The sequence below is a fragment of the Streptomyces sp. NPDC002144 genome (assembly GCF_053593695.1).
Genome location: NZ_JBSFDB010000005.1, coordinates 97,714 through 120,946, shown reverse-complemented (window position 1 = coordinate 120,946; position 23,233 = coordinate 97,714). Strand labels below are relative to the sequence as shown.

20 protein-coding genes are annotated in these 23,233 nt (G+C 71.4%); 4 read left to right on the top strand and 16 right to left on the bottom strand.

From position 1 onward, the window contains the following. Nucleotides 1–70 precede the first annotated feature (70 nt). From ACWCQ1_RS09585 to ACWCQ1_RS09550, 8 genes are all read right to left on the bottom strand, one after another. Nucleotides 71–2,158 carry a TolB family protein gene (locus tag ACWCQ1_RS09585; RefSeq protein ID WP_451026196.1) on the bottom strand — a complete coding sequence of 696 codons (2,088 nt, stop codon included), beginning with the start codon at nucleotides 2,156–2,158 and terminating at the stop codon, nucleotides 71–73. Between the two features lie 122 nt (nucleotides 2,159–2,280). Further along, nucleotides 2,281–2,883: a TetR/AcrR family transcriptional regulator gene (locus ACWCQ1_RS09580; RefSeq protein WP_451026195.1), complete on the bottom strand. Its 603-nt coding sequence runs from the start codon at nucleotides 2,881–2,883 to the stop codon at nucleotides 2,281–2,283. Next, nucleotides 2,880–3,077, bottom strand: a complete 198-nt coding sequence (locus tag ACWCQ1_RS09575) for a hypothetical protein (RefSeq protein ID WP_358595564.1) — start codon at nucleotides 3,075–3,077, stop codon at nucleotides 2,880–2,882. The genes ACWCQ1_RS09580 and ACWCQ1_RS09575 overlap by 4 nt, the downstream gene beginning before the upstream one ends. Before the next feature lie 9 nt (nucleotides 3,078–3,086). Continuing rightward, nucleotides 3,087–4,133 carry an agmatine deiminase family protein gene (locus tag ACWCQ1_RS09570; protein ID WP_358595561.1) on the bottom strand — a complete coding sequence of 349 codons (1,047 nt, stop codon included), beginning with the start codon at nucleotides 4,131–4,133 and terminating at the stop codon, nucleotides 3,087–3,089. Between the two features lie 9 nt (nucleotides 4,134–4,142). Beyond that, nucleotides 4,143–5,852 carry an urease subunit alpha gene (locus ACWCQ1_RS09565; protein WP_451026194.1) on the bottom strand — a complete coding sequence of 570 codons (1,710 nt, stop codon included), beginning with the start codon at nucleotides 5,850–5,852 and terminating at the stop codon, nucleotides 4,143–4,145. Then, nucleotides 5,849–6,598 carry an urease subunit gamma gene (gene ureA, locus ACWCQ1_RS09560; RefSeq protein ID WP_451026193.1) on the bottom strand — a complete coding sequence of 250 codons (750 nt, stop codon included), beginning with the start codon at nucleotides 6,596–6,598 and terminating at the stop codon, nucleotides 5,849–5,851. The genes ACWCQ1_RS09565 and ureA overlap by 4 nt, the downstream gene beginning before the upstream one ends. A gap of 197 nt (nucleotides 6,599–6,795) precedes the next feature. Further along, nucleotides 6,796–7,884, bottom strand: a complete 1,089-nt coding sequence (locus ACWCQ1_RS09555; RefSeq protein WP_133046722.1) for a branched-chain amino acid aminotransferase — start codon at nucleotides 7,882–7,884, stop codon at nucleotides 6,796–6,798. 253 nt (nucleotides 7,885–8,137) lie between these two features. Continuing rightward, complete coding sequence (locus ACWCQ1_RS09550; RefSeq protein ID WP_133046721.1) at nucleotides 8,138–9,181, bottom strand: 3-isopropylmalate dehydrogenase; 1,044 nt, start codon at nucleotides 9,179–9,181, stop codon at nucleotides 8,138–8,140. Nucleotides 9,182–9,324: 143 nt separating this feature from the next. On the opposite strand from ACWCQ1_RS09550, the gene ACWCQ1_RS09545 reads away from it, so the two are divergent. Beyond that, complete coding sequence (locus tag ACWCQ1_RS09545; protein WP_358595548.1) at nucleotides 9,325–10,890, top strand: purple acid phosphatase family protein; 1,566 nt, start codon at nucleotides 9,325–9,327, stop codon at nucleotides 10,888–10,890. Between the two features lie 53 nt (nucleotides 10,891–10,943). Here ACWCQ1_RS09545 and ACWCQ1_RS09540 read toward each other — a convergent pair whose 3' ends face one another. Beyond that, nucleotides 10,944–11,075 (bottom strand): hypothetical protein, encoded by a 132-nt coding sequence (locus tag ACWCQ1_RS09540; protein WP_020121043.1) that lies wholly within the window; start codon nucleotides 11,073–11,075, stop codon nucleotides 10,944–10,946. 312 nt (nucleotides 11,076–11,387) lie between these two features. On the opposite strand from ACWCQ1_RS09540, the gene ACWCQ1_RS09535 reads away from it, so the two are divergent. Beyond that, nucleotides 11,388–12,338, top strand: coding sequence for a quinone oxidoreductase family protein (locus ACWCQ1_RS09535; RefSeq protein WP_358595544.1), 951 nt, complete (start codon nucleotides 11,388–11,390; stop codon nucleotides 12,336–12,338). Here the strand turns inward: ACWCQ1_RS09535 and ACWCQ1_RS09530 are convergent. The 4 genes from ACWCQ1_RS09530 to ACWCQ1_RS09515 form a co-directional block, all read right to left on the bottom strand. Next, the gene (locus ACWCQ1_RS09530) at nucleotides 12,335–13,144 is read right to left on the bottom strand and encodes a class I SAM-dependent methyltransferase (RefSeq protein WP_165954996.1); all 810 of its coding nucleotides are present in this window, start codon (nucleotides 13,142–13,144) and stop codon (nucleotides 12,335–12,337) included. The genes ACWCQ1_RS09535 and ACWCQ1_RS09530 overlap by 4 nt on opposite strands. Nucleotides 13,145–13,217: 73 nt before the next feature. Further along, entirely contained in the window at nucleotides 13,218–13,553 is a 336-nt protein-coding gene (locus ACWCQ1_RS09525) for a hypothetical protein (RefSeq protein ID WP_451026192.1), read from the bottom strand. A gap of 64 nt (nucleotides 13,554–13,617) precedes the next feature. After that, on the bottom strand, nucleotides 13,618–15,249 hold the full coding sequence (gene pruA / locus ACWCQ1_RS09520; protein ID WP_358595538.1) for an L-glutamate gamma-semialdehyde dehydrogenase: 1,632 nt from the start codon (nucleotides 15,247–15,249) through the stop codon (nucleotides 13,618–13,620). Nucleotides 15,250–15,299: 50 nt separating this feature from the next. Beyond that, entirely contained in the window at nucleotides 15,300–16,226 is a 927-nt protein-coding gene (locus tag ACWCQ1_RS09515; RefSeq protein WP_358595535.1) for a proline dehydrogenase family protein, read from the bottom strand. Between the two features lie 106 nt (nucleotides 16,227–16,332). Between ACWCQ1_RS09515 and ACWCQ1_RS09510 the strand changes: the two genes are divergently transcribed. After that, complete coding sequence (locus tag ACWCQ1_RS09510) at nucleotides 16,333–17,895, top strand: PucR family transcriptional regulator (RefSeq protein WP_451026191.1); 1,563 nt, start codon at nucleotides 16,333–16,335, stop codon at nucleotides 17,893–17,895. Between the two features lie 136 nt (nucleotides 17,896–18,031). Here ACWCQ1_RS09510 and ACWCQ1_RS09505 read toward each other — a convergent pair whose 3' ends face one another. Further along, a complete protein-coding gene (locus ACWCQ1_RS09505) occupies nucleotides 18,032–18,604 on the bottom strand; it encodes a TetR/AcrR family transcriptional regulator (RefSeq protein WP_133046714.1) in 573 nt (190 codons plus the stop codon). Nucleotides 18,605–18,740: 136 nt separating this feature from the next. Between ACWCQ1_RS09505 and ACWCQ1_RS09500 the strand changes: the two genes are divergently transcribed. Then, the gene (locus ACWCQ1_RS09500; RefSeq protein ID WP_451026190.1) at nucleotides 18,741–20,246 is read left to right on the top strand and encodes an MFS transporter; all 1,506 of its coding nucleotides are present in this window, start codon (nucleotides 18,741–18,743) and stop codon (nucleotides 20,244–20,246) included. Nucleotides 20,247–20,305: 59 nt separating this feature from the next. Here ACWCQ1_RS09500 and serA read toward each other — a convergent pair whose 3' ends face one another. Then, nucleotides 20,306–21,895 carry a phosphoglycerate dehydrogenase gene (serA, locus tag ACWCQ1_RS09495; protein ID WP_133046712.1) on the bottom strand — a complete coding sequence of 530 codons (1,590 nt, stop codon included), beginning with the start codon at nucleotides 21,893–21,895 and terminating at the stop codon, nucleotides 20,306–20,308. A 231-nt stretch (nucleotides 21,896–22,126) separates the two neighbouring features. Further along, nucleotides 22,127–23,125 carry a ketol-acid reductoisomerase gene (gene ilvC / locus ACWCQ1_RS09490; RefSeq protein ID WP_133046711.1) on the bottom strand — a complete coding sequence of 333 codons (999 nt, stop codon included), beginning with the start codon at nucleotides 23,123–23,125 and terminating at the stop codon, nucleotides 22,127–22,129. Nucleotides 23,126–23,233 lie beyond the last annotated feature (108 nt).

Sequence of the window (23,233 nt, the reverse complement as noted above, 5' to 3'; positions counted from 1 at the left end):
CGGAGGCAGTCTGGCACAGCCTCCGCGCTCCGCTCACCGTTGTCTCAGGATGCGGTCGATCACATCCGTGTCATGAAACGGTCCGCAGGAAGATGTCCGCGACGTGGTTGGTGTCCCCCCGCACCAGATCGGGTGATGCCGACTCGAAGGCGACGACCGTGCCGTCGGTGTTGACGGCGGGGTGGCCGGCCGGAAGGTCGTTGCGGCCGCCCCAGCGGTCGACGCTGATCAACTGCCGGTGCCCGGTGGCGATGTCGAGGAGATAGACGGAGCACCGGGACGTGTACGCGACGCTCGTGCCGTCCCCGGAGAGCGAGGGCTGCGTGCCCCTGACCCGGGTCGTCGCCCCGGTGTCGAGGTCGCGCACACGGACCTCACGGCCCTGCTGGAAGGCGATCCTGCGGCCGTCCTGGCTGAGCGAGGGAGCCGACGCGTGCTCGGCTGCCCGCTCCAGGACGCCGGTGTCCAGGTCGCGGACGTAGACGTTCCCGCCCTGCTCGAAGGCGATGTAGCGGCCGTCGTAGCTGATCGACGGGTGGCCTGCCGCCTCGCCCGTGGGGGCGCTGACCAGGTCGGTACTGTCGTCGTAGAAACGGACGCGGTAGACCCGCGGCCGGGGGTGCGGGTCGGTGGCGGTGGCGGGCAGGGTCGCCGTGTAGGTGATCCACTGGCAGGTGGGGTCCTCGGCGGGCTGTCCCATCCAGGTGAAGCGGACGCCCTGGTAGGAGTGGAGTCCGGTCAGTTTGCCGACCGGGCGGTTGCGGATGAAGACCTCCGGGGCGCCGTCGGAGGCGCTCGGGGCCACATAGCCGACCATGCGTCCGCTGGAGCAGGGGGTCGCCTCGTGGGAGGGGACCTGTGTCTCGGAGTTCACCTGCGAGAGGAGGTCGCCGAACGTGTTGACGAAGACGTCGGTGCTCCCCGGGGCGCTCCCGGAGGTGCTCTCAGAGGTGAAGGAGACAACCCGGCCCTCGCCCATCACCGGATCGTGCGACGCCCCGGACCGTTGCTGTCCGTCCCGGGTCAGGCTGATCCGTTCGGTGACGGAGGGCATCGGGGCCGGGTGCCCGGAGAGCTCGCCGGAGAAGACGAACACGTCCGACTCCTTGTTGGTGTCGCCGGGCACCAGGGAGGACGCGTCGGAGCTGAACACCACCGAGGACCCCTTGGCGGTCAGCGCGTCCGGCCCCTCCTGGGCGTCCCGTGGAAGGGCGGCCCCGAACCGGCCCGTCCCGAGGTCGCGCACCCGGACGCCGTCGTCGTCCGAGACCACGGCGTACCGGCCGTCCGCCGTGGCAGAGAAGGCCCGCCCCTCGGCCACCCGCTCGGAGGTGCCGGTGCGCAGGTCGTGGACGTAGACCCCGCCCTCGGCGTTGAACAGGACGCGGCGGCCGTCCGCGGTGACACGGACCAGTTCGGCGACGCCGAGACCCGTGTCGACCTGGACGCGCTCACCGGTCGTCCGATCCTTGACGAAGACGTCCGCCGGGTCCTGTTCGTCGCCCTGGAGCTGGTAGGCGACCCGCTCGCCGTCGCCGCTCACCGAGGCCGCGGGCTTCGGGCCCTCCTCGGCCGGTGAGACCAGTTCGTCGGTGCCGGTGGCCGTGTCGCGCACGTACAGCAGCCGGTACGCCTGGGGGCCGTTGCGGTTGCCGATGGTGTACGCGACATGGGTGCCGTCCGGGCTGATCGACTGCACGCGGCCCAACTCGTTGGAGCCGGGCGGGTTTTGCGGCCACAAGCGCTCGGAGCGGCCGGTGGCGCGGTCGTAGAGGTACGGGGCCAGGAAGCGGGTCCCGGCCGAGTATCCGATACGGCTTCCGTCGGCGCTGGGCATCGGCGAGCTGTAGAGGTACCCGCTGCCGAGGTCGATCCTGGTGAGCGTGCCGGTGGCCGTGTCCTTCACGAGCAGGCACGGGGAGAAGTCCGCGCAGCCGAGGCTCGGGGCGGCCGACACGAACACGGTTCGGCGGCCGTCAGCACTGATCGCCGCGTCGTTCGACGCCCCGTCGGCCTGGCTGCCGTCGGCGGCGGTGCTGACCCGCTGGACGCGGGGTGGGTGCGGTGCGGCGGACGTGGTGGTGGCGGTGAGCGCGAGCAGCAGTGCCGCGCCCACGACACCCGCGGCCGGTCTCCGCCATGCGGCGGCTCTGGTCATGGTCTCCCCCTGTGGTCCCCGTTGACGCTGTCCCCCGGCCCCGCGCCGAGGGCTGTTTCGAGGCAAGCGCACCACTGTCCACAGGGTCAATCGGCCTTGTTGCGTACAACCCGGGCGGAAGGTCACGCGTCCGCGAGGAGGCTCTCGTCCAGGAACTCCCGTACGTGGCCGAGAACTTGCGCCCGGTCCCAGCCCCGCAGGCCCACGGCCACATGCACGGAGAAGCCGTCCAGCAGGGCCCGCAGCCGGGTGGCGCAGCGATCCGGGTCGACGGGGCGGAACTCGCCCCGCGAGACGCCCTCCGCGATCAGCGCCACCAGGTCCCGGTGCCAGACACCCTCGATCGCGGCCTGCCGGTCGCGGGCGTCGTCGTCGGCGTTCTGCGAGCGGTTCCAGACCTCCAGCCACAGGGTCCAGTGCGGATCGCGGTGCCCGTCGGGGACGTAGAGATCCACGTACGCGTCGATCCGCTCACGCACCGGTCCGCTACGGCCCAGCAGGCGCCCCCGGTCGGCCCCGAGCCGGCCCTCGCTCCACTCCAGGGTCTGCAGCAGCAGCTCGTCCTTGGAGCCGAAGTAGTAGATCAGATGCCCGCTGCTCATACCGACCTCACGGCCGAGAGCGGCCATGGTCAGCTTCTCCAGTCCGCGCTCGGCGATCATCTCCGTGGCGGCGGCGAGAATGCGCTCGCGCGGCGGGGCGGGGGTGCGCCGGGGCGCGCTCATACGGCGGCCACCCTGACCGCACCGGACAGGGAGGGGGCCTCGTAGGGCCCGCCGCGCCGCACGGTCGCGGGGGCGGGGCGCGGGCCGTCGGGGTACTTGCCGCCGTCGCGCTCCGGGCGGGGCGGTACGTCCGGCAGGGCACACGGCGGCTCGGTCGGCCGGGCTCCGCGGACGGCACAGATCAGCACGTTCACCCGTACGTTCTACCGGACGCCCACCCGCGGCTGCTGCTGGGTGACGCAGTGGATGCCGCCGCCACCGGAGAAGATCGTCCGGGCGTCCACCAGGGTCACCGTGCGCTCGGGGAAGAGGCGGCGGAAGATGCCGGCCGCGATCTCGTCGCGCGGGTCGTCGAAGCCGCAGAGCACGACGCCGCCGTTGCAGAGGTAGTGGTTGATGTAGGAGTAGTCGGCCCAGTGGCCGTCGGCCTCCAGGACGCTCGGGGCGGGAACCTCGACGACCTCGAGCCGCCGCCCGCGCGCGTCGGTCTGGGCCTTGAGCAGCCCGATGACCTCCTTGGTGACCTCGTGGTCGGGGTGCGCCGGGTCCGGCTGGTGGTGCGCGAGAACGACACCGGGGCGGGCGAAGGCGGCCACGATGTCGACGTGCCCGAGGGTCCCGAAGCCGTGCGGAGGATAGTCACCGGTCAGACCGCGCGGCAGCCAGATCGCCTTGCGGGTGCCGAGCATCCCGTGGATCTCCGCCTCGACCTCCTCCCGCGTCCACCCGGGATTGCGCTCGGGACCGAGCTGGACCGTCTCCGTGAGCAGGACGGTGCCCTCGCCGTCGACATGGATGGCGCCGCCCTCGTTCACCAGCTTCGAGGCGTACGTCCGGGCGGAACCGGCGAGGTCCGCCACATACGCGGCGATCTTCGCGTCGTGCTCCCAGCGTGCCCAGCTCTGGGCGCCCCAGCCGTTGAACGTCCAGTCCACGGCGGCCAGTTCACGCCCGTCGGTGAGGAAGGTCGGCCCGATGTCCCGCATCCAGGCGTCGTCGAGATCGCGCTCCACGGTGTCGACGCCGGGGCCCAGCAGCGCCTGCGCGGCCGCCGACTGACCCGGTCCGCACACGACCGTCACCGGTTCGAAGCGGAGGATCGCGCGGGCCACGGAGGCCCAGGCCATGCGGGAGGCGATGAGGTCGTCCGGGTCGTCGAAGGTCGGGTTGGGCCCCGGCCACGCCATCCAGGTGCGCTGGTGCGGGGCCCATTCGGCGGGCATGCGGAAGCCGTCGGCGGCAGCGGTCATCGGAGGTCCTTAGAGGAAGTAGAGGCGGTTGAGGGAGACCGAGTCGGCCGGTTCGGAGCGGATCGGCTCTCCGTCGAGGGTGACGAGCCCGGTGCGCTGGTCCACCTCCACCGCTCCGGTACGGGAGTTGCGGCGCAGGTCGGCGGGTCCGATGCCGCGGGTGCCTCGGACGGCGACCCTGCGCCGCCGGGTCGGCACACGGTCGTTGCCCTGGTCGAGGGCGGCCTGCGCGACGAACGCCACGGAGATGTCGGCGGGGCTGGCGCCGTGCGCGCCGAACTGCGGCCCCAGGACGAGCGGTTCACAGGTGTCGGTGGCCGCGCCGGGGTCGCCGACGACGCCGTACGCGGGGAAGCCGGACTTCAGCACGAGCTGCGGCTTGGCGCCGAAGTACTCCGGGCGCCACAGCACGATGTCGGCCAGCTTGCCCACCTCGATCGAGCCGACCTCGTGCGAAAGCCCGTGCGCGACGGCCGGGTTGACGGTCAGCTTGGCGATGTAGCGCAGGACGCGCTCGTTGTCGTGCTCCTCGGGCGCGCCGAACTCGGCCTTCATCTTCCCGGCCATGGCGAAGGTGCGGCGCACGGTCTCGCCGGCCCGGCCCATGCCCTGCGCGTCGGAGGAGGTGATGCCGATCGCGCCCAGGTCGTGCAGCACGTCCTCGGCACCCATCGTCCCGGCGCGGATGCGGTCACGGGCCATCGCCGCGTCGCCCGGCAGGTCGGGCTTGAGGTCGTGGACGGAGACGATCATGCCGTAGTGCTCGGCGACGGCGTCCCGGCCGAAGGGCAGGGTGGGGTTGGTGGAGGAACCGATGACGTTCGGGACGCCGGCCATCTTCAGGACGTTCGGGACGTGTCCGCCGCCGCAGCCCTCGATGTGGAAGGCGTGGATGGTGCGGCCCTCCAGCACCCGCAGGGTGTCCTCGACCGACAGGCACTCGTTCAGCCCGTCGCTGTGCAGGGCGACCTGGACGTCGTGTTCCTCGGCCACCCGCAACGCCGTGTCCAGCGCCCGGGTGTGGGCGCCCATGTCCTCGTGCACCTTGAAGCCGCTCGCCCCGCCCTCGGCCAGCGCCTCGACCAGGGGCGCCGGGTGGGAGGACGAACCCCGGCCGAGGAAGCCGATGTTGACCGGCCAGGCGTCGAAGGCGCTGAACGCGTGCCGCAGCGCCCACGGCGAGTTGACGCCGACACCCCAGACCGGACCGAACTCCTGGCCGATGATCGTGGTGACGCCGGAGGCGAGCGAGGCCTCCATGACGCGCGGCGACAGCAGATGGACATGGGTGTCCACGGCCCCGGCGGTGGCGATCAGCCCCTCGCCGGACACGATCGACGTCCCCGTGCCGACCACGACGTCGACCCCGTCGAGGGTGTCGGGGTTCCCGGCCCGGCCGATGGCCGAGATCCGTCCCTCCCGGATCCCGATGGACACCTTCCGGATGCCGAGCACCGCGTCGATCACGACGACGTTGCTGATGACGACGTCACAGGTCTCCCGGACGGCGGCGGCCCTGAGGTGCAGTCCGTCGCGGGCGGTCTTCCCGAAGCCGGCGAGGAACTCATCGCCGTAGCGCTGCGAGTCGGACTCGACCCGGATCGTCAGCCCCGAGTCGCCGAGCCGGATGCGGTCGCCGGCCCGGGGGCCGTGGGTGGCCGCGTACTCGTACGGGGTGAGGCGGCGGGCCTCGGCGGGGTGGCCTCCGGGGCGGCTCATCGCACGGCCTCCTCGTCACCGGACGCGTCCGTCACACCGGTCTCCGGCCCGCCGGAGTCCTCCCTCGCCCCCGGCACTCCGAGGTAGCCGCATGCGGCGGCGCGGCGCAGCGCCTCCTCGCGGGCGCCGGACGCGTCCAGCGGCCCGTCGACGAGCCCGGCGAAGCCGACGGCGACCCGGGCGCCGCCGATCGGCACCAGGCCGACATCCAGCGACTCCCCCGGCCCGAACCGCACCGACGACCCGGCGGGGACGGCGAGCCGCATGCCGTAGGCCTCGGCGCGTGCGAAGTCCAGGCGCGGGTTGGCCTCGAAGAAGTGGAAGTGGGAGGTGACCGAGACCGGCACCGTCGCGGTGTTGGTGACGGTGAGCCGTACGACCGCCTCGGGGTCGGTGTGCGCGGGCCCCGGCAGCAGCGCGCCCGGCGCGTCCGCACCCAGTCCGCCGCCGATCGGGTCGCTCACCACGGCCAGTCGTGAACCGTCGTCGAAGACGGCCTCGACATGTACCTCCGTGACGACGTCGGCGACGCCGGGCAGGACGTCGTCGGGGCCGAGCACACGGCGCGCCGCCTCGATCGCCTCCGCGAGCCGTTTGCCGTCCCGGGCAGCCTCGCACACGGTGTCCGCGATGAGCGCGGTCGCCTCCGGCACGTTGAGCCTGAGGCCGCGTGCCCTTCTGGCCCGGGCCAGCTCGGCGGCCCCGAAGAGCAGCAGCCGGTCGCGTTCCGTGGGGGTGAGTCTCATGGTGCCGTCCTCCTTTGAACGGCACTCTAAATGAAGAACCTCTCTATAGGAACGCTTGGTGAGCATCGAGGGAGGCATCACATTGAGCGTCACTCAAACCGGGGGTCACCTTCCCCGTGCCGCGCGGAACCGCGAACGCCCGCACGGGGAAGGCACTGCGCCCCTGACCGAGAGCCGGTGTGCGACCGGCGGTCCGGCTAGCCGAGCCGGTGCATCCAGCCGTGCTTGTCCTCGGACGTGCCCCGCTGGATGTCGAGCAGCGCCTCGCGCAGCTTCAGGGTGACCTCGCCGGGCTCGCCGCCCGCCTGCTGCCACTCGGTGCTCGCGCGCTTGACCGTGCCGACGGGGGTGATGACGGCCGCCGTACCGCAGGCGAAGACCTCGGTGAGGGTGCCGTTCTCGGCGTCCGTCTGCCACTGGTCGATGGAGACGCGGCCCTCCTCGGACGCGTAGCCGAGGTCGCGGGCGACGGTGAGCAGGGAGTCGCGGGTGACGCCCTCCAGGATGGAGCCGGTCAGCGAGGGGGTGACGATCCTGTCCCCGTACACGAAGTACAGGTTCATGCCGCCCAGTTCCTCGACCCACTTGTGCTCGACCGCGTCGAGGTAGCAGACCTGGTCGCAGCCCTTGGCAGCGGCCTCGGCCTGGGCGAGCAGGGAGGCCGCGTAGTTGCCGCCGGTCTTGGCGTCGCCCATGCCGCCGGGGACGGCGCGGACGCGGTCCTCGGAGAGCCAGATGGAGACCGGCTTCACGCCACCCGGGAAGTACGCGCCGGCGGGAGAGGCGATGACCAGGAAGAGGTACTCGTTGGCGGGCTTCACACCCAGGCCGACCTCGGTCGCGATCATGAACGGGCGCAGGTAGAGGGACTCCTCGCCGCCGTGCGCGGGCACCCACGCCTTGTCCTGCTGGACCAGCGCGTCACACGCCTCGATGAAGGTCTCGACGGGCAGCTCGGGCATGCCGAGGCGGTGTGCGGAGCGCTGGAAGCGCTCGGCGTTCTTCTCCGGACGGAAGGTGGCGACCGAGCCGTCGGGCTGGCGGTAGGCCTTGAGGCCCTCGAAGATCTCCTGCGCGTAGTGCAGGACCATGGTGGCCGGGTCGAGGGAGATCGGGGCGTACGGGACGAGCTGGCCGTCGTGCCAGCCGCGGCCCTCGGTCCACTTGATCGTCACCATGTGGTCGGTGAAGTGGCGGCCGAACCCGGGGTTCGCCAGGATCGCCTCGCGCTCGGCGGCGGAGAGCGGGCTGGCGGAGGGCTTGAGCTCGATCGTGGGCGTCGTCATGAGTGGTTGTCCTTCACCGGTTGTGTAGTGACGGGCCGCGCTCACGCCCGTGACTGTCAGTGGCCAGTGCTAGGACGTCCGAGCATTCCCTCATTCCGCGGCTCCGCGTTCGATTATCTCAAGCGGGGGTCCGTGGACGAAACGGCGTGAAATGCGGCCCAGGGGATGATGGTGGCATCCGGCGGGGGCATGGGAAAAGCCGCCGGGTGCGGTGTGACCCGGCGGCTTCGAAGGTTTTCGAGTGGCGGCGGGGTCAGCCGGCTACTCGTACGGCCAGCGCGTCGCCGATCTCCGACGTGGAGCGGGCGGGCTTGCCGGTGCGCTCGGCGAGGTCGGCGGAGACCGCCTCGTCGATGCGGGCGGCCTCGGCCTCGTAGCCGAGGTGACGCAGCAGCAGCGCGACGGACAGGACCGTGGCGGTGGGGTCGGCCTTGCCCTGGCCGGCGATGTCGGGCGCGGAGCCGTGGACCGGCTCGAACATCGACGGGAACTCTCCGGACGGGTTGATGTTGCCGGAGGCGGCCACGCCGATGCCGCCGGAGACGGCCGCGGCGAGGTCGGTGATGATGTCGCCAAAGAGGTTGTCGGTGACGATCACGTCGAAGCGGGCCGGGTCGGTGACGAGGTAGATCGTCGCCGCGTCGACGTGGATGTAGTCGGTGGTGACCTCGGGGAACTCCTGGGCCACCTTGTTGAAGGTGTTCGTCCACAGGTGTCCGGCGAAGGTCAGCACGTTGTTCTTGTGGACCAGCGTGAGCTTCTTGCGCGGACGGGCCTGGGCGCGGGCGAAGGCGTCCCGGACGACCCGCTCCACACCGAAGGCCGTGTTCACGGAGACCTCGGTGGCGATCTCGTGCTCGGTGCCCTTGCGGATGGTGCCGCCGTTGCCGGTGTAGGGGCCCTCGGTGCCCTCGCGGACGACCACGAAGTCGATCGCGGGCTCGCCCTTCAGCGGCGTGTCGACGCCCGGGAGCAGCTTCGACGGCCGCAGGTTGACGTGGTGGTCGAAGGCGAAGCGGAGCTTGAGCAGGAAGCCGCGCTCCAGCACGCCGGACGGGACCGAGGGGTCGCCGATGGCGCCCAGCAGGATCGCGTCGTGCTTCTTGAGCGAGTCGAGGTCGGCGTCGGTGAGGGTCTCACCGGTGGCGTGGTAGCGCCGGGCGCCGAAGTCGTAGTCCTGGGTCTCCAGCTTCACATCCTGCGGAAGGACGGCGGAGAGGACCTTCAGACCTTCCGCCACGACCTCCTGGCCGATGCCGTCACCGGGGATCACTGCGAGATTGATGCTGCGAGACATGTCGGCACCCTACTCCTCGTCCCATGGGATGACATGGGCTGTCCGTCATGCGGACATCGGGGCGGGTCGGAGCGTCAACGCGTCACCGCACGTTCACCCTTACCTATGGCGGCCGTTGGGATTCGCCGGGAAGGGTCGTTCTCATGGACACACCCGATGTCGGCATCCCGCCGCGGCTCGCGCGCCGGATGAGCATGGCCGAGCAGCACGAGTACCTGCGGACGAGGCTGATGCCCCGCCGCACACTGGTGACGGCCGGCGCGGTGGCCGCGGGCGGACTGCTCGCGGGCTGCGGTGGCGGCGGCACGGGTGCGCGGGGTACGACGACCCCGTCGCCCTCCGCCTCCGCGGTGCACGGCTCCGTCGTCTCCCCCTTCGGCCGCCACCTCGCCTTCGGCGCCGACCCGAAGACACAGATGCGGGTGTCCTGGCAGGTGCCCCTCGCGGTGCGAAGGCCGTTCGTGCGCATCGGCCTCAGGCCCGACGACCTGAGCCGGCGGATCACGGCCGAGGTCCGCGGTCTGCACACCCCCGGCGTCACAGGCGTGCGCCCGGCGCTGCAGCAGTACTACCTGCACGCGGCCCTGGACGGTCTGCGCCCCGGGACGACCTACTACTACGGCGTCGGCCACGAGGGCTTCGACCCGGCCGCCCCGGCCCACCGCAGGACCATCGCGAGCTTCCGCACGGCCCCCGCCGGCCCCGAGAGGTTCGTCTTCACGGCCTTCGGCGACCAGGGCGTCAGCCAGGCCGCGGCCGCCAACGACCACGTCCTACTGGGCCGCAAGCCCGCCTTCCACCTCCACGCCGGAGACATCTGCTACGCCGACACCAACGGCCGGGGAGAGAAGTCGGACGGCTACGACCCCGCCTACTGGGACCTGTTCCTCAAGCAGAACGAGCCGGTCGCCCGATCGGTCCCCTGGATGGTGACGACCGGCAACCACGACATGGAGGCCTGGTACTCCCCGGACGGCTACGGCGGCCAGCTCGCCCGCTGGTCCCTCCCCGACAACGGCTTCGACGCGCGGACGGCGCCGGGGGTGTACGCGTTCACCTACGGCAATGTCGGCTTCGTGGCGCTGGACGCGAACGACGTGTCGTACGAGATCCCCGCCAACTTCGGCTATACGGGCGGGAAGCAGACGAGGTGGCTGGACGACAGGCTGAGTGCGCTGCGCTCGGCGAAGGACGTGGACTTCGTCGTCGTCTTCTTCCACCACTGCGCCTACTCGACGTCCGCGCACGCCTCCGACGGCGGGGTGCGCGCCGAGTGGCTGCCGCTGTTCGCCAAGCACCAGGTGGACCTGGTGATCAACGGTCACAACCATGTGTACGAGCGGACGGACGCCGTCCGCGACGGCGGGGTGGGCAGGGCGGTCCCGATCGGTGCGTCGACGGACCCGACGAAGGACGGGACCGTGTACGTCACGGCGGGCGGCGGCGGCCGGGATCTGTACGGCTTCCCGTCCGGGGTGAAGGAGAGCTACGAGGGCCATGTGACGCGGCACGACTCGGTGCCTTCGTTCCGGTGGACGAAGTCCCACGCGGAGCAGCCCGAGACCGTGGAGTGGTCCCGGGTGCGCTACCGGGGCTTCTCGCTGCTGTCCGTGGAGGCGGAGGGCGGCGCGCGACCGGTGCTCAGGGTGTCGGCGCTGGCGCAGAGCGGTGAGCGCATCGATCACTTCGAGGTGCGGCGCGGGGCGTGAGCCCGCGCCGCACCTCATGCGGGTGCGGCTCCCGGTATCAGGGGTATTGCCGTTCAGTGACCGGTTGAACCGCCGTTGTCCCTGCGGTCCAGGGCTCGCTGGAGGGCGGCTGCGGCGTTCTTGCGGTCGGACTCGCTCGTACGGGAGGTGTGACGGACTCGGCGGCGTGCGGTCGTCTCGGCCATGAGGAATCGACTCCTTCGACATCAGGGAGTGCGGAAAAGGGGTTACGAGACGCCGGGTGGGCGGGGAGCGCAGCCGCAGGGGTTGCCTGCACGGGGCGCGCTCACGACCGCCATTCGCTTGGTCGAGCGAGACGTTCGGCTTCTACAAAGTTAAGTGAGGAGACCCGGTCTGTCTCCACAATTACTCGGACTTCCTACTATCTGAGACGGCGGATCGGGTCCCACCCCGCTGACCTGCGATGTCACCCGGGGTGTCCGTCCCGGTCCGTCGGCGCAAGGATGGAGGGGAGCGACGGCCCTGGAGGAGACCCGATGGCACCGCAGCAGTCCCGCACGCAGGTGATCACCCAGCGCCGTTTCGGGGGGCCCGAGGTGCTGGAGGCCGAGGAGCGGCCGCGGCCCGAACCCGGCCCGGGCGAGGTGCTGGTACGGGTCCGGGCCGCGGGCGTCAACGCCGTCGACCTGCTGGCACGCTCCGGAACGGCCCCCGTGCACGGCGACCCTCCGTTCACCCTGGGCCACGACGTCTCCGGCGTGGTGGAGGCGACCGGCGAGGGCGTGACCCGCTTCCGCCCCGGCGAGGCGGTCTTCGGCAGGATCGACGCCGGCGCCTACGCCGGCCATGTCACCGCGCCCGCCGCCCATCTCGCCCCCAAGCCGGCCACGCTGGACCACCTCCACGCGGCCGCCGCCCCGACGGCCGCCCTCACCGCCTGGCACGCCCTGCTCGACATCGCCCGGGTCGGGCCGGGCACCTGGGTGCTGATCCACGCGGCGGCCGGCGGCGTGGGCCACACCGCGGTGCAACTGGCCAAGGCGGAGGGCGCGTACGTCATCGGCACCGCCCGCGCCGACCAGCACCCCTTCCTGCGCGACCTGGGCGCCGACGTACTGGTCGACCCCGCGACCGCCGACTTCACCGAGGCCGTGCGCGACATCGACGTGGCGCTGGACCTGATCGGCGGCAACTACGGCCCCCGCACCCTCGGCACTCTCCGCCCGGGCGGGCTGCTGATCTCCGCGGTCCCCGGCGACCTGGGCCTGGCCCCGGAGGACGTCGAGGCGCGGGGGATGCGGTTCGCGCTCGTCGAGGCCCAGCCCTCGGGCGAGCGGCTCGCCAGGGTCGCCGCCCTCCTCGCGGACACCCGCGTCCGCGTCCACGTCGGGGCGGCACTGCCCCTGACGGAGGCGGCCAAGGCCCACAGGCTCGCCGAGGCGGGCCGCACCGAGGGCGCCCTGGTGCTCGTCCTGCCGTCGGACTAACCGGCGGCCCTGCTCCCGAGTTCGTACGCGAAGTCGATCGTCTCGGTCAGGCCCGCGTGCCGGCTCAGCGCCTGCCGCAGGTCCGCCTCGAAGTCCCGCGCCCGGTCGCCGAGGGCCGCCCTGGACAGCACCGAGGTCGAGAAGACGTTGCCGGCCAGCGCCTCGGGGGTCCAGGTGTGCGGGACCGCGAAGGAGAACTTGCCGAGGACCTCGAACCCCGCCCCCTCCAGCACCTCCCGGTCCGGGACCCGCCGGCGCTCCTCCTCGGCGCCCGCGGGGATCCGCTCGTGCCCTCCCGCCCGGTCCATCCAGCGCGTGACGACCTCGGCCAGGTCCCGCTGCCACGGCAGCGCGCCGCGCCACGGACTCTCCGACCAGAGCAGCGCCAGTCGGCCGCCGGGTCGCAGCCACCCGTGGGCGAGTTCGGCGATCCGGTGCCGGGGCAGCCGGTGGAAGGCGTTGCCGATCGCGACCAGGTCGAACGCCCCGTCCGGGACGGCCAGTTCCTCGGCGGACGCGACCAGCGCCCGCACATCCGTCGCCCCGACGGCCTTCTCCCGGACCACCTCGATCATGTCCGGTTCCTGGTCCACGGCCCACACCTCGGCGAAGAACTCCCGTACGGCGAAGGCGATCTGGCCGGTCCCGCAGGCGAGGTCGAGGGCCCGGCCACCCGGGCGCCCGCCACCGCGCCGGAGGAGATCGGCGATCAGTTCGCCGGGGTACGGCACGCGGAAACGGTCGTAGTCGAGAGCGGTCCCCCGGTACAGGTCACGGCGGAAGGCCGGTCCGTCCACGGCGTTCACAGCACCGCCTTCAACGCGTCCCGGAAGCCGTCGGCGTCCTCCACCCACGGCAGGTGCCCGGCATACCGGAGGATCACCCGGCACCCCCGGGGCAGGGCACGCTCCACCAAGTCCACCGCCGAGCGCGGCAGGAGTCCTGGAACTCGACGGACCACTGGAGTACCGCCCGTGCCAGGTTCTCGCGGGGCGACTCCCGCCAGCGGGCGAGCCGTTCGGGGTGCTCGCCGAGCCGGGCGAGGAGGCCCCGTTCGTAGTCGTCGTGCCAGTTGGTCGTGGGGACGATGCCGGTGCCCGGCCGTCGCACGGCGTCCAGATCGGCCGTGAAGCGGTCGGTGGTCCAGGGGCCGGCGCCCGGACCCGACCTCGCCGCCCACAGCCGTGCACCGTCGTCCGTGATCACGGTCTCCATGGCCGCCAGTGTGCCGAACGGGCCGGATCCATGACAGACCCGGCCCGTTCGGCTTCCGCGGGGCTCAGCCCATGTGCGGGTAGGTGTAGTCGGTCGGCGGCACCAGCGTCTCCTTGATGGCGCGGGTCAGGGTCCAGCGCAGCAGGTTCTGCGGGGCACCGGCCTTGTCGTTGGTGCCGGAGGCGCGGCCGCCGCCGAAGGGCTGCTGGCCGACGACGGCGCCGGTCGACTTGTCGTTGATGTAGAAGTTGCCGGCCGCGTAGCGGAGCTTGTCCATCGTGTACGCCGCCGCCGCACGGTCGTTGGAGATGACCGAGCCGGTCAGCGCGTAGTCGGAGACCGACTCCATCTGGGTCAGCATCTCCTCGTACCGGTCGTCCTCGTAGACGTGCACGGCGAGGAACGGGCCGAAGTACTCGGTGCGGAACACCTCGTTCTCCGGGTCGTCGCACTCGACGACCGTCGGCCGGACGAACCAGCCGACCGAGTCGTCGTAGGTGCCGCCCGCGACGATCGTGCACGCCGGGTCGGACTTCGCGCGGTCGATGGCCGCCTTGTTCTTCTCGAACGCGCGCTCGTCGATGACGGCGCCGATGAAGTGGGACAGGTCGGTGACGTCACCCATGGTCAGCCCGTCGACCTCGGCGGCGAACTCCTCCTTGAACCCGGAGTTCCAGATGGAGGCCGGGATGTAGGCGCGGGAGGTCGCGCTGCACTTCTGGCCCTGGTACTCGAAGGCACCGCGGGTGAGGGCGGTCTTGAGGACCGCGCGGTCCGCGCTCGGGTGGGCGACCAGGAAGTCCTTGCCGCCGGTCTCGCCGACCAGACGCGGGTACGAGCGGTACTTCTCGATGTTGTTGCCGACCGTCTTCCACAGGTACTGGAAGGTCTTCGTGGACCCGGTGAAGTGGATACCGGCCAGGTCGCGGTGCTCGAGGGCGACCTTGGAGACCTCGATGCCGTCGCCGGTGACGAGGTTGATGACACCCTTCGGCAGGCCCGCCTCCTCCAGCAGCCGCATGAGCAGCACGGCGGCGTGGGTCTGGGTCGGGGACGGCTTCCAGACGACGACGTTGCCCATCAGGGCCGGGGCGGTGGGCAGGTTGCCCGCGATCGCGCTGAAGTTGAAGGGCGTGATCGCGTAGACGAAGCCTTCCAGCGGACGGTGGTCCAGCCGGTTCCAGACGCCCGGGGAGTTGGCCGGGGGCTGCTCGGCGAGGATCTGCCGGGCGTAGTGGACGTTGAAGCGCCAGAAGTCGACCAGCTCGCAAGGGGCGTCGATCTCGGCCTGCTGGGCGGTCTTGGACTGGCCGAGCATGGTGGACGCGGCGATGGTCTCGCGCCAGGGACCGGCGAGGAGTTCGGCGGCCCTCAGGATGATCGCGGCGCGGTCGTCGAAGGACATCGCGCGCCAGGCCGGGGCGGCGGCGAGGGCGGCGTCGATGGCGTCCCGCGCGTCCTGCTGGGTGGCGTGCGCGCCGGTGCCGATGACGGCCTTGTGGTTGTGCGGCTGCACGACCTCGAAGCGCTCACCGCCGCCGAGCCGCTTCTCGCCGCCGATGGTCATGGGCAGCTCGATCGGGTTCTCGGCCAGCTCCTTGAGCCTGGCCTCCAGCCGGGCCCGCTCGGGCGTACCGGGGGCGTAGCCGTGCACCGGCTCGTTGACGGGGGCGGGGACCTGGGTCACAGCGTCCATGGGATCCGTAACTCCTTGATGTTGAGCGGGTGTTGCGAGCGGGGCGGGGCTCAGCCCGTGCTGACCATGCTGCGGACGAAGAACCGCAGGTTCGCGGGCTTCTCCGCGAGGCGACGCATGAAGTAGCCGTACCAGTCGGTGCCGTAGGCGGTGTAGACGCGCATGCGGTGGCCCTCGGCGGCGAGGCGCAGGTGCTCGTCGCCGCGGATGCCGTACAGCATCTGGAACTCGTACTCGTCCCGCTTGCGGCCGGCGCGGTGGGCGAGTTCCTGGGCGATGGCGATCAGGCGCGGGTCGTGGGAGCCGATCATCGGGTACCCCTCGCCCTCCATGAGGATCTTCAGGATCCGCACGTACGCCTTGTCGATCTCGTGCTTCTGCTGGTACGCGACCTCGGCGGGCTCCTTGTACGCCCCCTTCACCAGCCGCACGCGGCTGCCGGCCGCGGCGAGACGGCGGGCGTCGGCCTCGGTGCGGAAGAGGTAGGCCTGGATCACGCAGCCGGTCTGCGGGAAGTCCCTCCGCAGTTCCTCGTGGATGGCGAACATCGAGTCGAGGGTGGTGTGGTCCTCGGCGTCGAGCGTGACGGTCGTCCCGATCGCGGCGGCGGCCTCGACGACGGGCCGGATGTTGGCCAGGGCCAGCTCGTGGCCGTTCTCCAGGGCCTGCCCGAACATCGACAGCTTCACGGACATCTCGGCGCGGGTGCCGAGCTCCAGCTCCTTCAGCCGGTCGACGAGCGTCAGATAGGCGTCCCGTGCGGCGGCGGCCTGCTCGGGCCGGGTGATGTCCTCGCCGACGACGTCCATGGTCAGCTCCAGGCCCCTGGACGTGAGATCACGGACGATCGGCACGATCTCGTCGACCGTCTCGCCCGGGATGAAGCGCTCGACGACCTGCTTGGTCACCGGGGCCGCCGAGATCAGACGTCGCATCCGGTCGCTGCGCGACGCGGCAAGAATCACGGGACCCAGCACGGGGCACCTCCACGAACCAGCGGATAGAACCACCGTGAACCTAAGGTTCCCCCCGATCGTGGGCCATCGACAGCTGTCACGCATCCGTGCCCCAGATCTCAGACAGATGTATGAAGGCGGGCCCCGTGTGCGGGAGAATGCCCCTGTGACGGCGGATTATCTGAGCGGTGACTACCAGGAGCTGGTCGACGAGATCTCGGAGCTGCTGGGCGCGCCGGCGACGCTGGAGAACCGCGACTTCGAGCTGATCGCCTTCGGCGCGTACGACAGCGAGGGCGAGCTGGACGCGTCGGCGCTGGACCCCGTGCGCACCCGCTCGATCCTCACCCGGCGCTCCACGGCCGCCGTCCGCACCTGGTTCGAGGGCTTCGGCATCACCCGGGCGACGGGCCCGGTCCGCATCCCGCCAACGCCGGAGGCGGGGGTCTACCGGGGCCGGATCTGCCTCCCCGTACGCCATCGCGGGGTGGTCCTCGGCTATGTCTGGCTGCTGGACTCCGAACCGGGCCCCACCGAGGGACAGCTGGCGGCCGCCATGGACGTGACCGTCCGCATCGGCGCGCTGCTCGCGGACGAGGCGCAGCACGGGGCGGATCTGAGCCGGGAGCTGCGGGCGGTGCTGGTCGCCGAGCGCGACTGGCAGCGGGACATGGCCGTGGCGGAACTGCGCACCGCGCTGGGTGCGCGCGCCGACGGCCACCACACGGTGGTCTGCATTGCCCCCTGGCCGTCCGCCGACCCGGACGACGCACCGTCGGTACGCACGGTGCCGGGGGCGACGGCCCTGTGCACGGTGCCGTGGGGAGTGGCGTCCCAGTCCCTGGCCCTCCTCGTCAGACTGCGCTCGCCGAACGTACTGACCCCGGCGACGTCGGCCGCGACACGGCTGCTGGAGCGGGCACGGCTGATGGACGGGGGCGGCGCGGTCGGTGGAGGAGGCGGAAGGCCGGGAGGTGCGGCGCCCGCGATGGGCGCCGGTGACAGGACGGCACGGCAATCGGGCGGCGCCAGGACCACCGAGCGCGGGCCCAGTGGTACGGCCGGAGGCGGGCCGGGACGTACGGCAGCCGGACAGCGGGCCGGCGGAGATGCGGCCGGAGCGGGACCGGCGGGCGCGGCAGCGGGGAGCGGCGACAAGGCGGCCGGCGCGGCAGCGGGGAGCGGCGGCAAGTCGGCAGGTGCTGCGGCCGGAGGCGGCGCCAAAGCCGGCGGTGCGCGGTCGGCAGGCACGGCAGCCGGAGGCGGCGGTAGAGCCGGCGGTGCCGCGGCCGGGGTCGCCGTTGCCCGGGCGGGGCTCGCGGAGTTGGGGGCGGCCTGGCAGGAGGCCTCCGCGGCGGCGCGGGCCGCGCTCGCGGAGCCGCGGCTGGGCCCGGTCGCCGAGTGGGCGCACATCGGCCCGTACCGCCTGCTGACGTCCCTGCCGCCGGACTCGGCCCACGACCCGGCCGTGGACGCCCTGCTCTCCCCCGCCCACCACGAACTCGCCCGCACCGCCGAGGTCTACCTCGACTGCGCCGGCCAGGCGGGCCGCACGGCCGCCGAACTCGGCATCCACCGCCAGACCCTCTACTACCGCCTCTCCCGCGTCGAACAGCTGACGGGCCTCGACCTGGACGACGGCGAGGACCGCCTGCTGCTGCACATGGCGCTGAAGGGGGCGCGCCTGTAGGCCGGCCGGCGGAACGGTGCCCCACCTGACGTGCGGTGCGTCCGCGGTGTGCCACCGGCCCGCGACCGTTCGGTCACGGTGACGGCCGTACTGGTGCTGGGGGCGCTCGTCCCGGGGCTGCGGGGCCTGCGGCCGGTCAGGTCCGGCTGACGCCCTCGATCACCTGACGCAGGCCTTCGGTGATCACGTCCGCCTCGGGTGCGGTCTTCGGGTCGAAGGTCCACTGCGAGATGAGCCCCGACATCAGGGTCATGTAGAAGCGGCCGAGGGTGTCGGCGGTCTCGTCCGAGACCTCCTCCTCCGGCACGCCCTGCATCAGCGAGACCAGCCCCCGACCGCCCTCCCGCTGCGCGCGCGACAACTGGTCGCGGACCTCGGGCAGCCGGTCGCCCATGGTCATGACCTCCATGCTGAGCGGCCACATCGAGCCGGGTTGCCGCAGGGAGTCGACGATGTTCGACCAGACCTCCCGGAACCGCTCCAGGGAACCGGGCGCGGCCGTGATGCCGGCGTCCCCCTCGAAGGACATCTCATCCACCAGCGCGATGTACGCCTGGGCGAGCAGCGCGTCCTTCGACCCGTAGTGGTAGCCGATCGAGGCGAGGTTGGTCCCCGACTCCTTGACGATGTCCCGCGCGGTTGTGCGCAGGAACCCCTTCTCCAGCAGGCAGCGCTTGGCGCCCTCGAGCAGATCCTCACGGTGTCCCATGCCCGCCACCCTACCGCCGATCCATACGGTCGTCCTATACGGACGACTTACACAGATGACTTACACAAGTGAATTACACGGGTGATTTATACGAGCGTTCTAGACAAGCGTTTAAGACGTGCGTACAGTCACTGCCATGACGAACCCGACGGGCACCACCACAACCCCGGCCGGCACCCTCGCCGGCCGCCGCGAATGGACCGCACTGGGCGTGCTGATGCTCCCGCTGCTGCTGGTCTCGATGGACGTCTCGGTCCTGTACTTCGCCATCCCCGCGATCAGCGCCGACCTGGAGCCGAGCGGCACGCAGCAACTGTGGATCTTCGACATCTACGCCTTCGTACTGGCCGGCCTGCTGATGACGATGGGCTCGCTCGGCGACCGCATAGGCCGCCGCAAGCTGCTCCTGATCGGCGCGGCGGCCTTCGGCACCGCCTCCGTCGTCGCCGCCTACGCCGACAGTGCCGAGACCCTCATCGCGGCCCGCGCGGTCCTCGGCGTCGGCGGCGCGACCCTGATGCCGTCGACGATGGCGCTGATCCGCACGATGTTCACCGACGCCGGCCAGCGCGCGAAGGCGATCGGCATGTGGTCCGGCGTGATGACGGCCGGCATCGCGCTCGGCTCGGTGATGAGCGGTGTCCTGGTCCAGTACTTCTGGTGGGGCTCGGTCTTCCTGGTCAACCTGCCGGCCATGGCGCTGCTGCTGGTGCTGGGCCCGTTCCTGCTGCCCGAGTCGCGCGACCCCGCCCCCGGCCGCTTCGACTGGCTGAGTGTCCCGCTGTCGATGGCCGCCGTGCTCCCCGTCATCTACGGACTGAAGGAGATCCCCTCCGAGGGCTGGCACGCGCAGTACGTCGTCTCGGTCACCGTGGGCCTGCTCTTCGCCGCGGCATTCGTCCACCGCCAGCGCACCGCGGCCTCACCGATGATCGACCCGGCCCTCTTCCGGGGCCACGGCTTCGCCCCCTCCGTCGTCCTCAACCTCATCGGCTCGTTCGCCATGATGGGCTCGGCGTACTTCACCACGCAGTACCTGCAGTCGGTGCTCGACAAGAGCGCGATGGAGGCGGCCCTGTGGGCGCTCCTCCCCTCGGTCCCGATCGGCATGACGGCCCCGATGGCGACCGCCCTGGTCCAGCGAGGCGTCAGCCGTGCCCATGTCGTCACCGCCGGCTTCGCGATCGGCGCCTGCGGCTACGGGATGCTGGCCCTCGCGGGCACCGACTCCCTCTGGCTGGTCCTGGCCGCGTGCGGCGTCCTCGCCTCCGGGATCGTCATGGTCATCTCCCAGATCACGGACCTGGCGCTGAGCAGCGCCCCGGTGGAACGGGCCGGCTCGGCGTCCTCCCTGATGGAGACCGGCGGGGAGTTCGGCGGCGCGCTGGGCATGGCGGTGCTGGGATCCATCGGTACGGCGATCTACCGGCACGACATCCCGGCCTCGACCCCGGACGCGGCCCGCGAGACGCTGGGCGGGGCGCTGGCGGTCGCCGACCGGGCGCCGGGACTGGCGACGGCGGCGCGGGAGGCGTTCACCAACGGCATGCAGGGCGCGGCCATCGCGGGAGCGGTGCTGCTGGCGGGGGCGGCGGCACTGGCGGCGAGGGCGCTGCGGGGGATTCGGGTCGACGACAAGTGAGGAACGCGAAGGGGGTCCAGCCGACCGACGCCGGCTGGACCCCCTTCTCGTTGTCTGCGTCAGACCAGGTTCACGGAGCGGGCGAACGTCGCCCCGATCTCCGCTTCCACCTCGGACAGCACCCCGGCCGGGACCGTGTCGTCCACGGTCAGCACGGCCAGCGCCTCGCCGCCGGCGACCGAGCGGGAGACCTGCATGCCGGCGATGTTGATGCCCGCCTCGCCGAAGATGCGGCCGACCGTGCCGACGACACCGGGACGGTCCTCGTACCGCAGCACCACCATGTGGTCGGCGAGGGCCAGGTCCACGTCGTACTCGCCGACGGCGACGATCTTCTGCAGGTGCTTCGGGCCGGCCAGCGTGCCGGAGACCGACACCTCCTCGCCGCTGCCGAGCGTGCCGCGGACGGTGACGACGTTGCGGTGGTCGGTCGCCTCGGAGCTGGTCGTCAGCCGGACCTCGACGCCACGCTCCTGGGCGAACAGCGGCGCGTTGACGTACGAGACGGTCTCGTCGACGACGTCCTCGAAGACACCCTTGAGGGCGGACAGCTCCAGCACCTTCACGTCGTGCTGGGTGATCTCGCCGTACACCTCGACGTCGAGGCGGACCGCGACCTCGCCCGCGAGCGCGGTGAAGATGCGGCCGAGGCGCTCCGCCAGCGGCAGACCCGGCTTGACGTCCTCGGCGATGACACCGCCCTGGACGTTCACCGCGTCGGGCACGAGCTCACCGGCGAGGGCGAGGCGCACCGAGCGGGCGACCGCGATACCGGCCTTCTCCTGGGCCTCGTCCGTCGACGCCCCGAGGTGCGGGGTGCACACGACCTGGTCGAACTCGAAGAGCGGGGAGTCGGTGCAGGGCTCCTTGGCGTACACGTCGAGGCCGGCGCCGGCGACCCGGCCCTCCTTCAGCGCCGAGTACAGCGCCTCCTCGTCGACGATCCCACCGCGCGCGGCGTTCACGATCCGCACGCTCGGCTTGACCTTGCGCAGCGCCTCGTCGCCGATCAGGCCGAGGGTCTCGGGGGTCTTCGGGAGGTGGACGGTGATGAAGTCGGAGACCTCGAGCAGCTCGTCCAGCGACAGCACCTTCACGCCCATCTGCGCGGCGCGGGCGGGCTGGATGTAGGGGTCGTAGGCGACGACCTTCATCCCGAAGGCGGACATGCGCTGCGCGACGAGGGCACCGATGCGGCCCAGACCCACGACACCCAGCGTCTTCTCCGCGAGCTCCACGCCCGTGTACTTGCTGCGCTTCCACTCGCCGTTCTTCAGCGCGGCGTTGGCCTGCGGGATGTGGCGGGCGGTGGCCACGAGCAGACCGCAGGCCAGCTCGGCGGCGGTCACGATGTTCGAGGTGGGGGCGTTGACGACCATCACGCCCGCCTTGGTGGCGGCGGAGACGTCGACGTTGTCCAGGCCGACGCCGGCTCGTGCGACGACCTTCAGCTTGTGCGCGGCGGCGATGGCCTCGGCGTCCACCTTGGTGGCCGAGCGGATCAGGATGGCGTCGACGTCGGCGATGGCCGGGAGCAGTTCGGCTCGGTCCGCTCCGTTGCAGTGCCGGATCTCGAAGTCCGGGCCAAGCGCGTCCACGGTCGCGGGCGACAGCTCTTCAGCGATGAGTACGACGGGTTTCGAGCTCACGTGAGTCCTCACAAGTCCAATGCGGACGGCCGTCCCGACGGCCGCAGGCGGTGGAGGTTGGCTAGCCGCGTGGAAGACGCACGACGCTGTGGGCCTGACGCGTATGTAGTACGGCAGTGTAGTGGCGCGAGGGGGGTCGTCCTGCGCCTCCACGGAAGGATCACCCGTCCGTGATGCGACGGATTGGACAACGGGGCCGGAGCAGTGCGCTCCGGCCCCGTCGTCGGAGACTCACGCCTCCTCGTTCACCCAGCTCATCAGCTTGCGCAGCTGCTTGCCCGTGGTCTCCAGCAGGTGCTCGGAGTCCTGCTGCTTGTACTCGTTGTACTTCTTCAGACCGCCGTGGTACTCGTCCATCCACGCCTGGGCGAAGGAACCGTCCTGGATCTCGGCGAGAACCTTCTTCATCTCGGCCTTGGTGGCGTCCGTGATGATCCGCGGACCGGTGACGTAGTCGCCCCACTCGGCGGTCTCGGAGATCGACCAGCGCATCTTCTCCAGGCCGCCCTCGTACATGAGGTCGACGATCAGCTTCAGCTCGTGCAGGCACTCGAAGTACGCGATCTCCGGCTGGTAGCCGGCCTCGGTCAGCGTCTCGAAACCGGCCTTCACCAGCGCGGACGTACCACCGCAGAGAACGGCCTGCTCACCGAAGAGGTCGGTCTCGGTCTCCTCGGTGAAGGTCGTCTTGATGACGCCGGCGCGGGTGCCGCCGATGCCCTTGGCGTACGACAGCGCCAGCGCGAAGGCGTCGCCGCTCGCGTCCTGCTCGACGGCGGCGATGCAGGGAACGCCGCGGCCCTCCTCGTACTGGCGGCGGACCAGGTGGCCCGGGCCCTTGGGGGCGACCATGCAGACGTCGACGCCGGCCGGGGGCTTGATGAAGCCGAAGCGGATGTTGAAGCCGTGGCCGAAGAACAGGGCGTCGCCGTCGTTGAGGTTCGGGGCGATGTGCTCCTCGTAGACCTGGGACTGGATCGGGTCCGGGACCAGGATCATGATGACGTCGGCCTCGGCGGCGGCCTCCGACGGCGTCACCACGCGCAGGCCCTGCTCCTCGGCCTTGGCCTTGGACTTGGAGCCCTCGTGCAGACCGACTCGGACGTCGACACCCGAGTCGCGCAGCGACAGCGCGTGGGCGTGGCCCTGGCTGCCGTAACCGATGACCGCGACCTTGCGGCCCTGGATGATGGACAGGTCGGCGTCGGCGTCGTAGAACAGCTCGGCCACTTTGGGTTCTCTCCTTGAGTGCAGGTGTTGCGTCCCACCGTATGACGGCGGGCGGAAGGGAAGTTTCGGGGTCTCGGTATACGGGCGGCCGAAACCGCCCGTACGGCC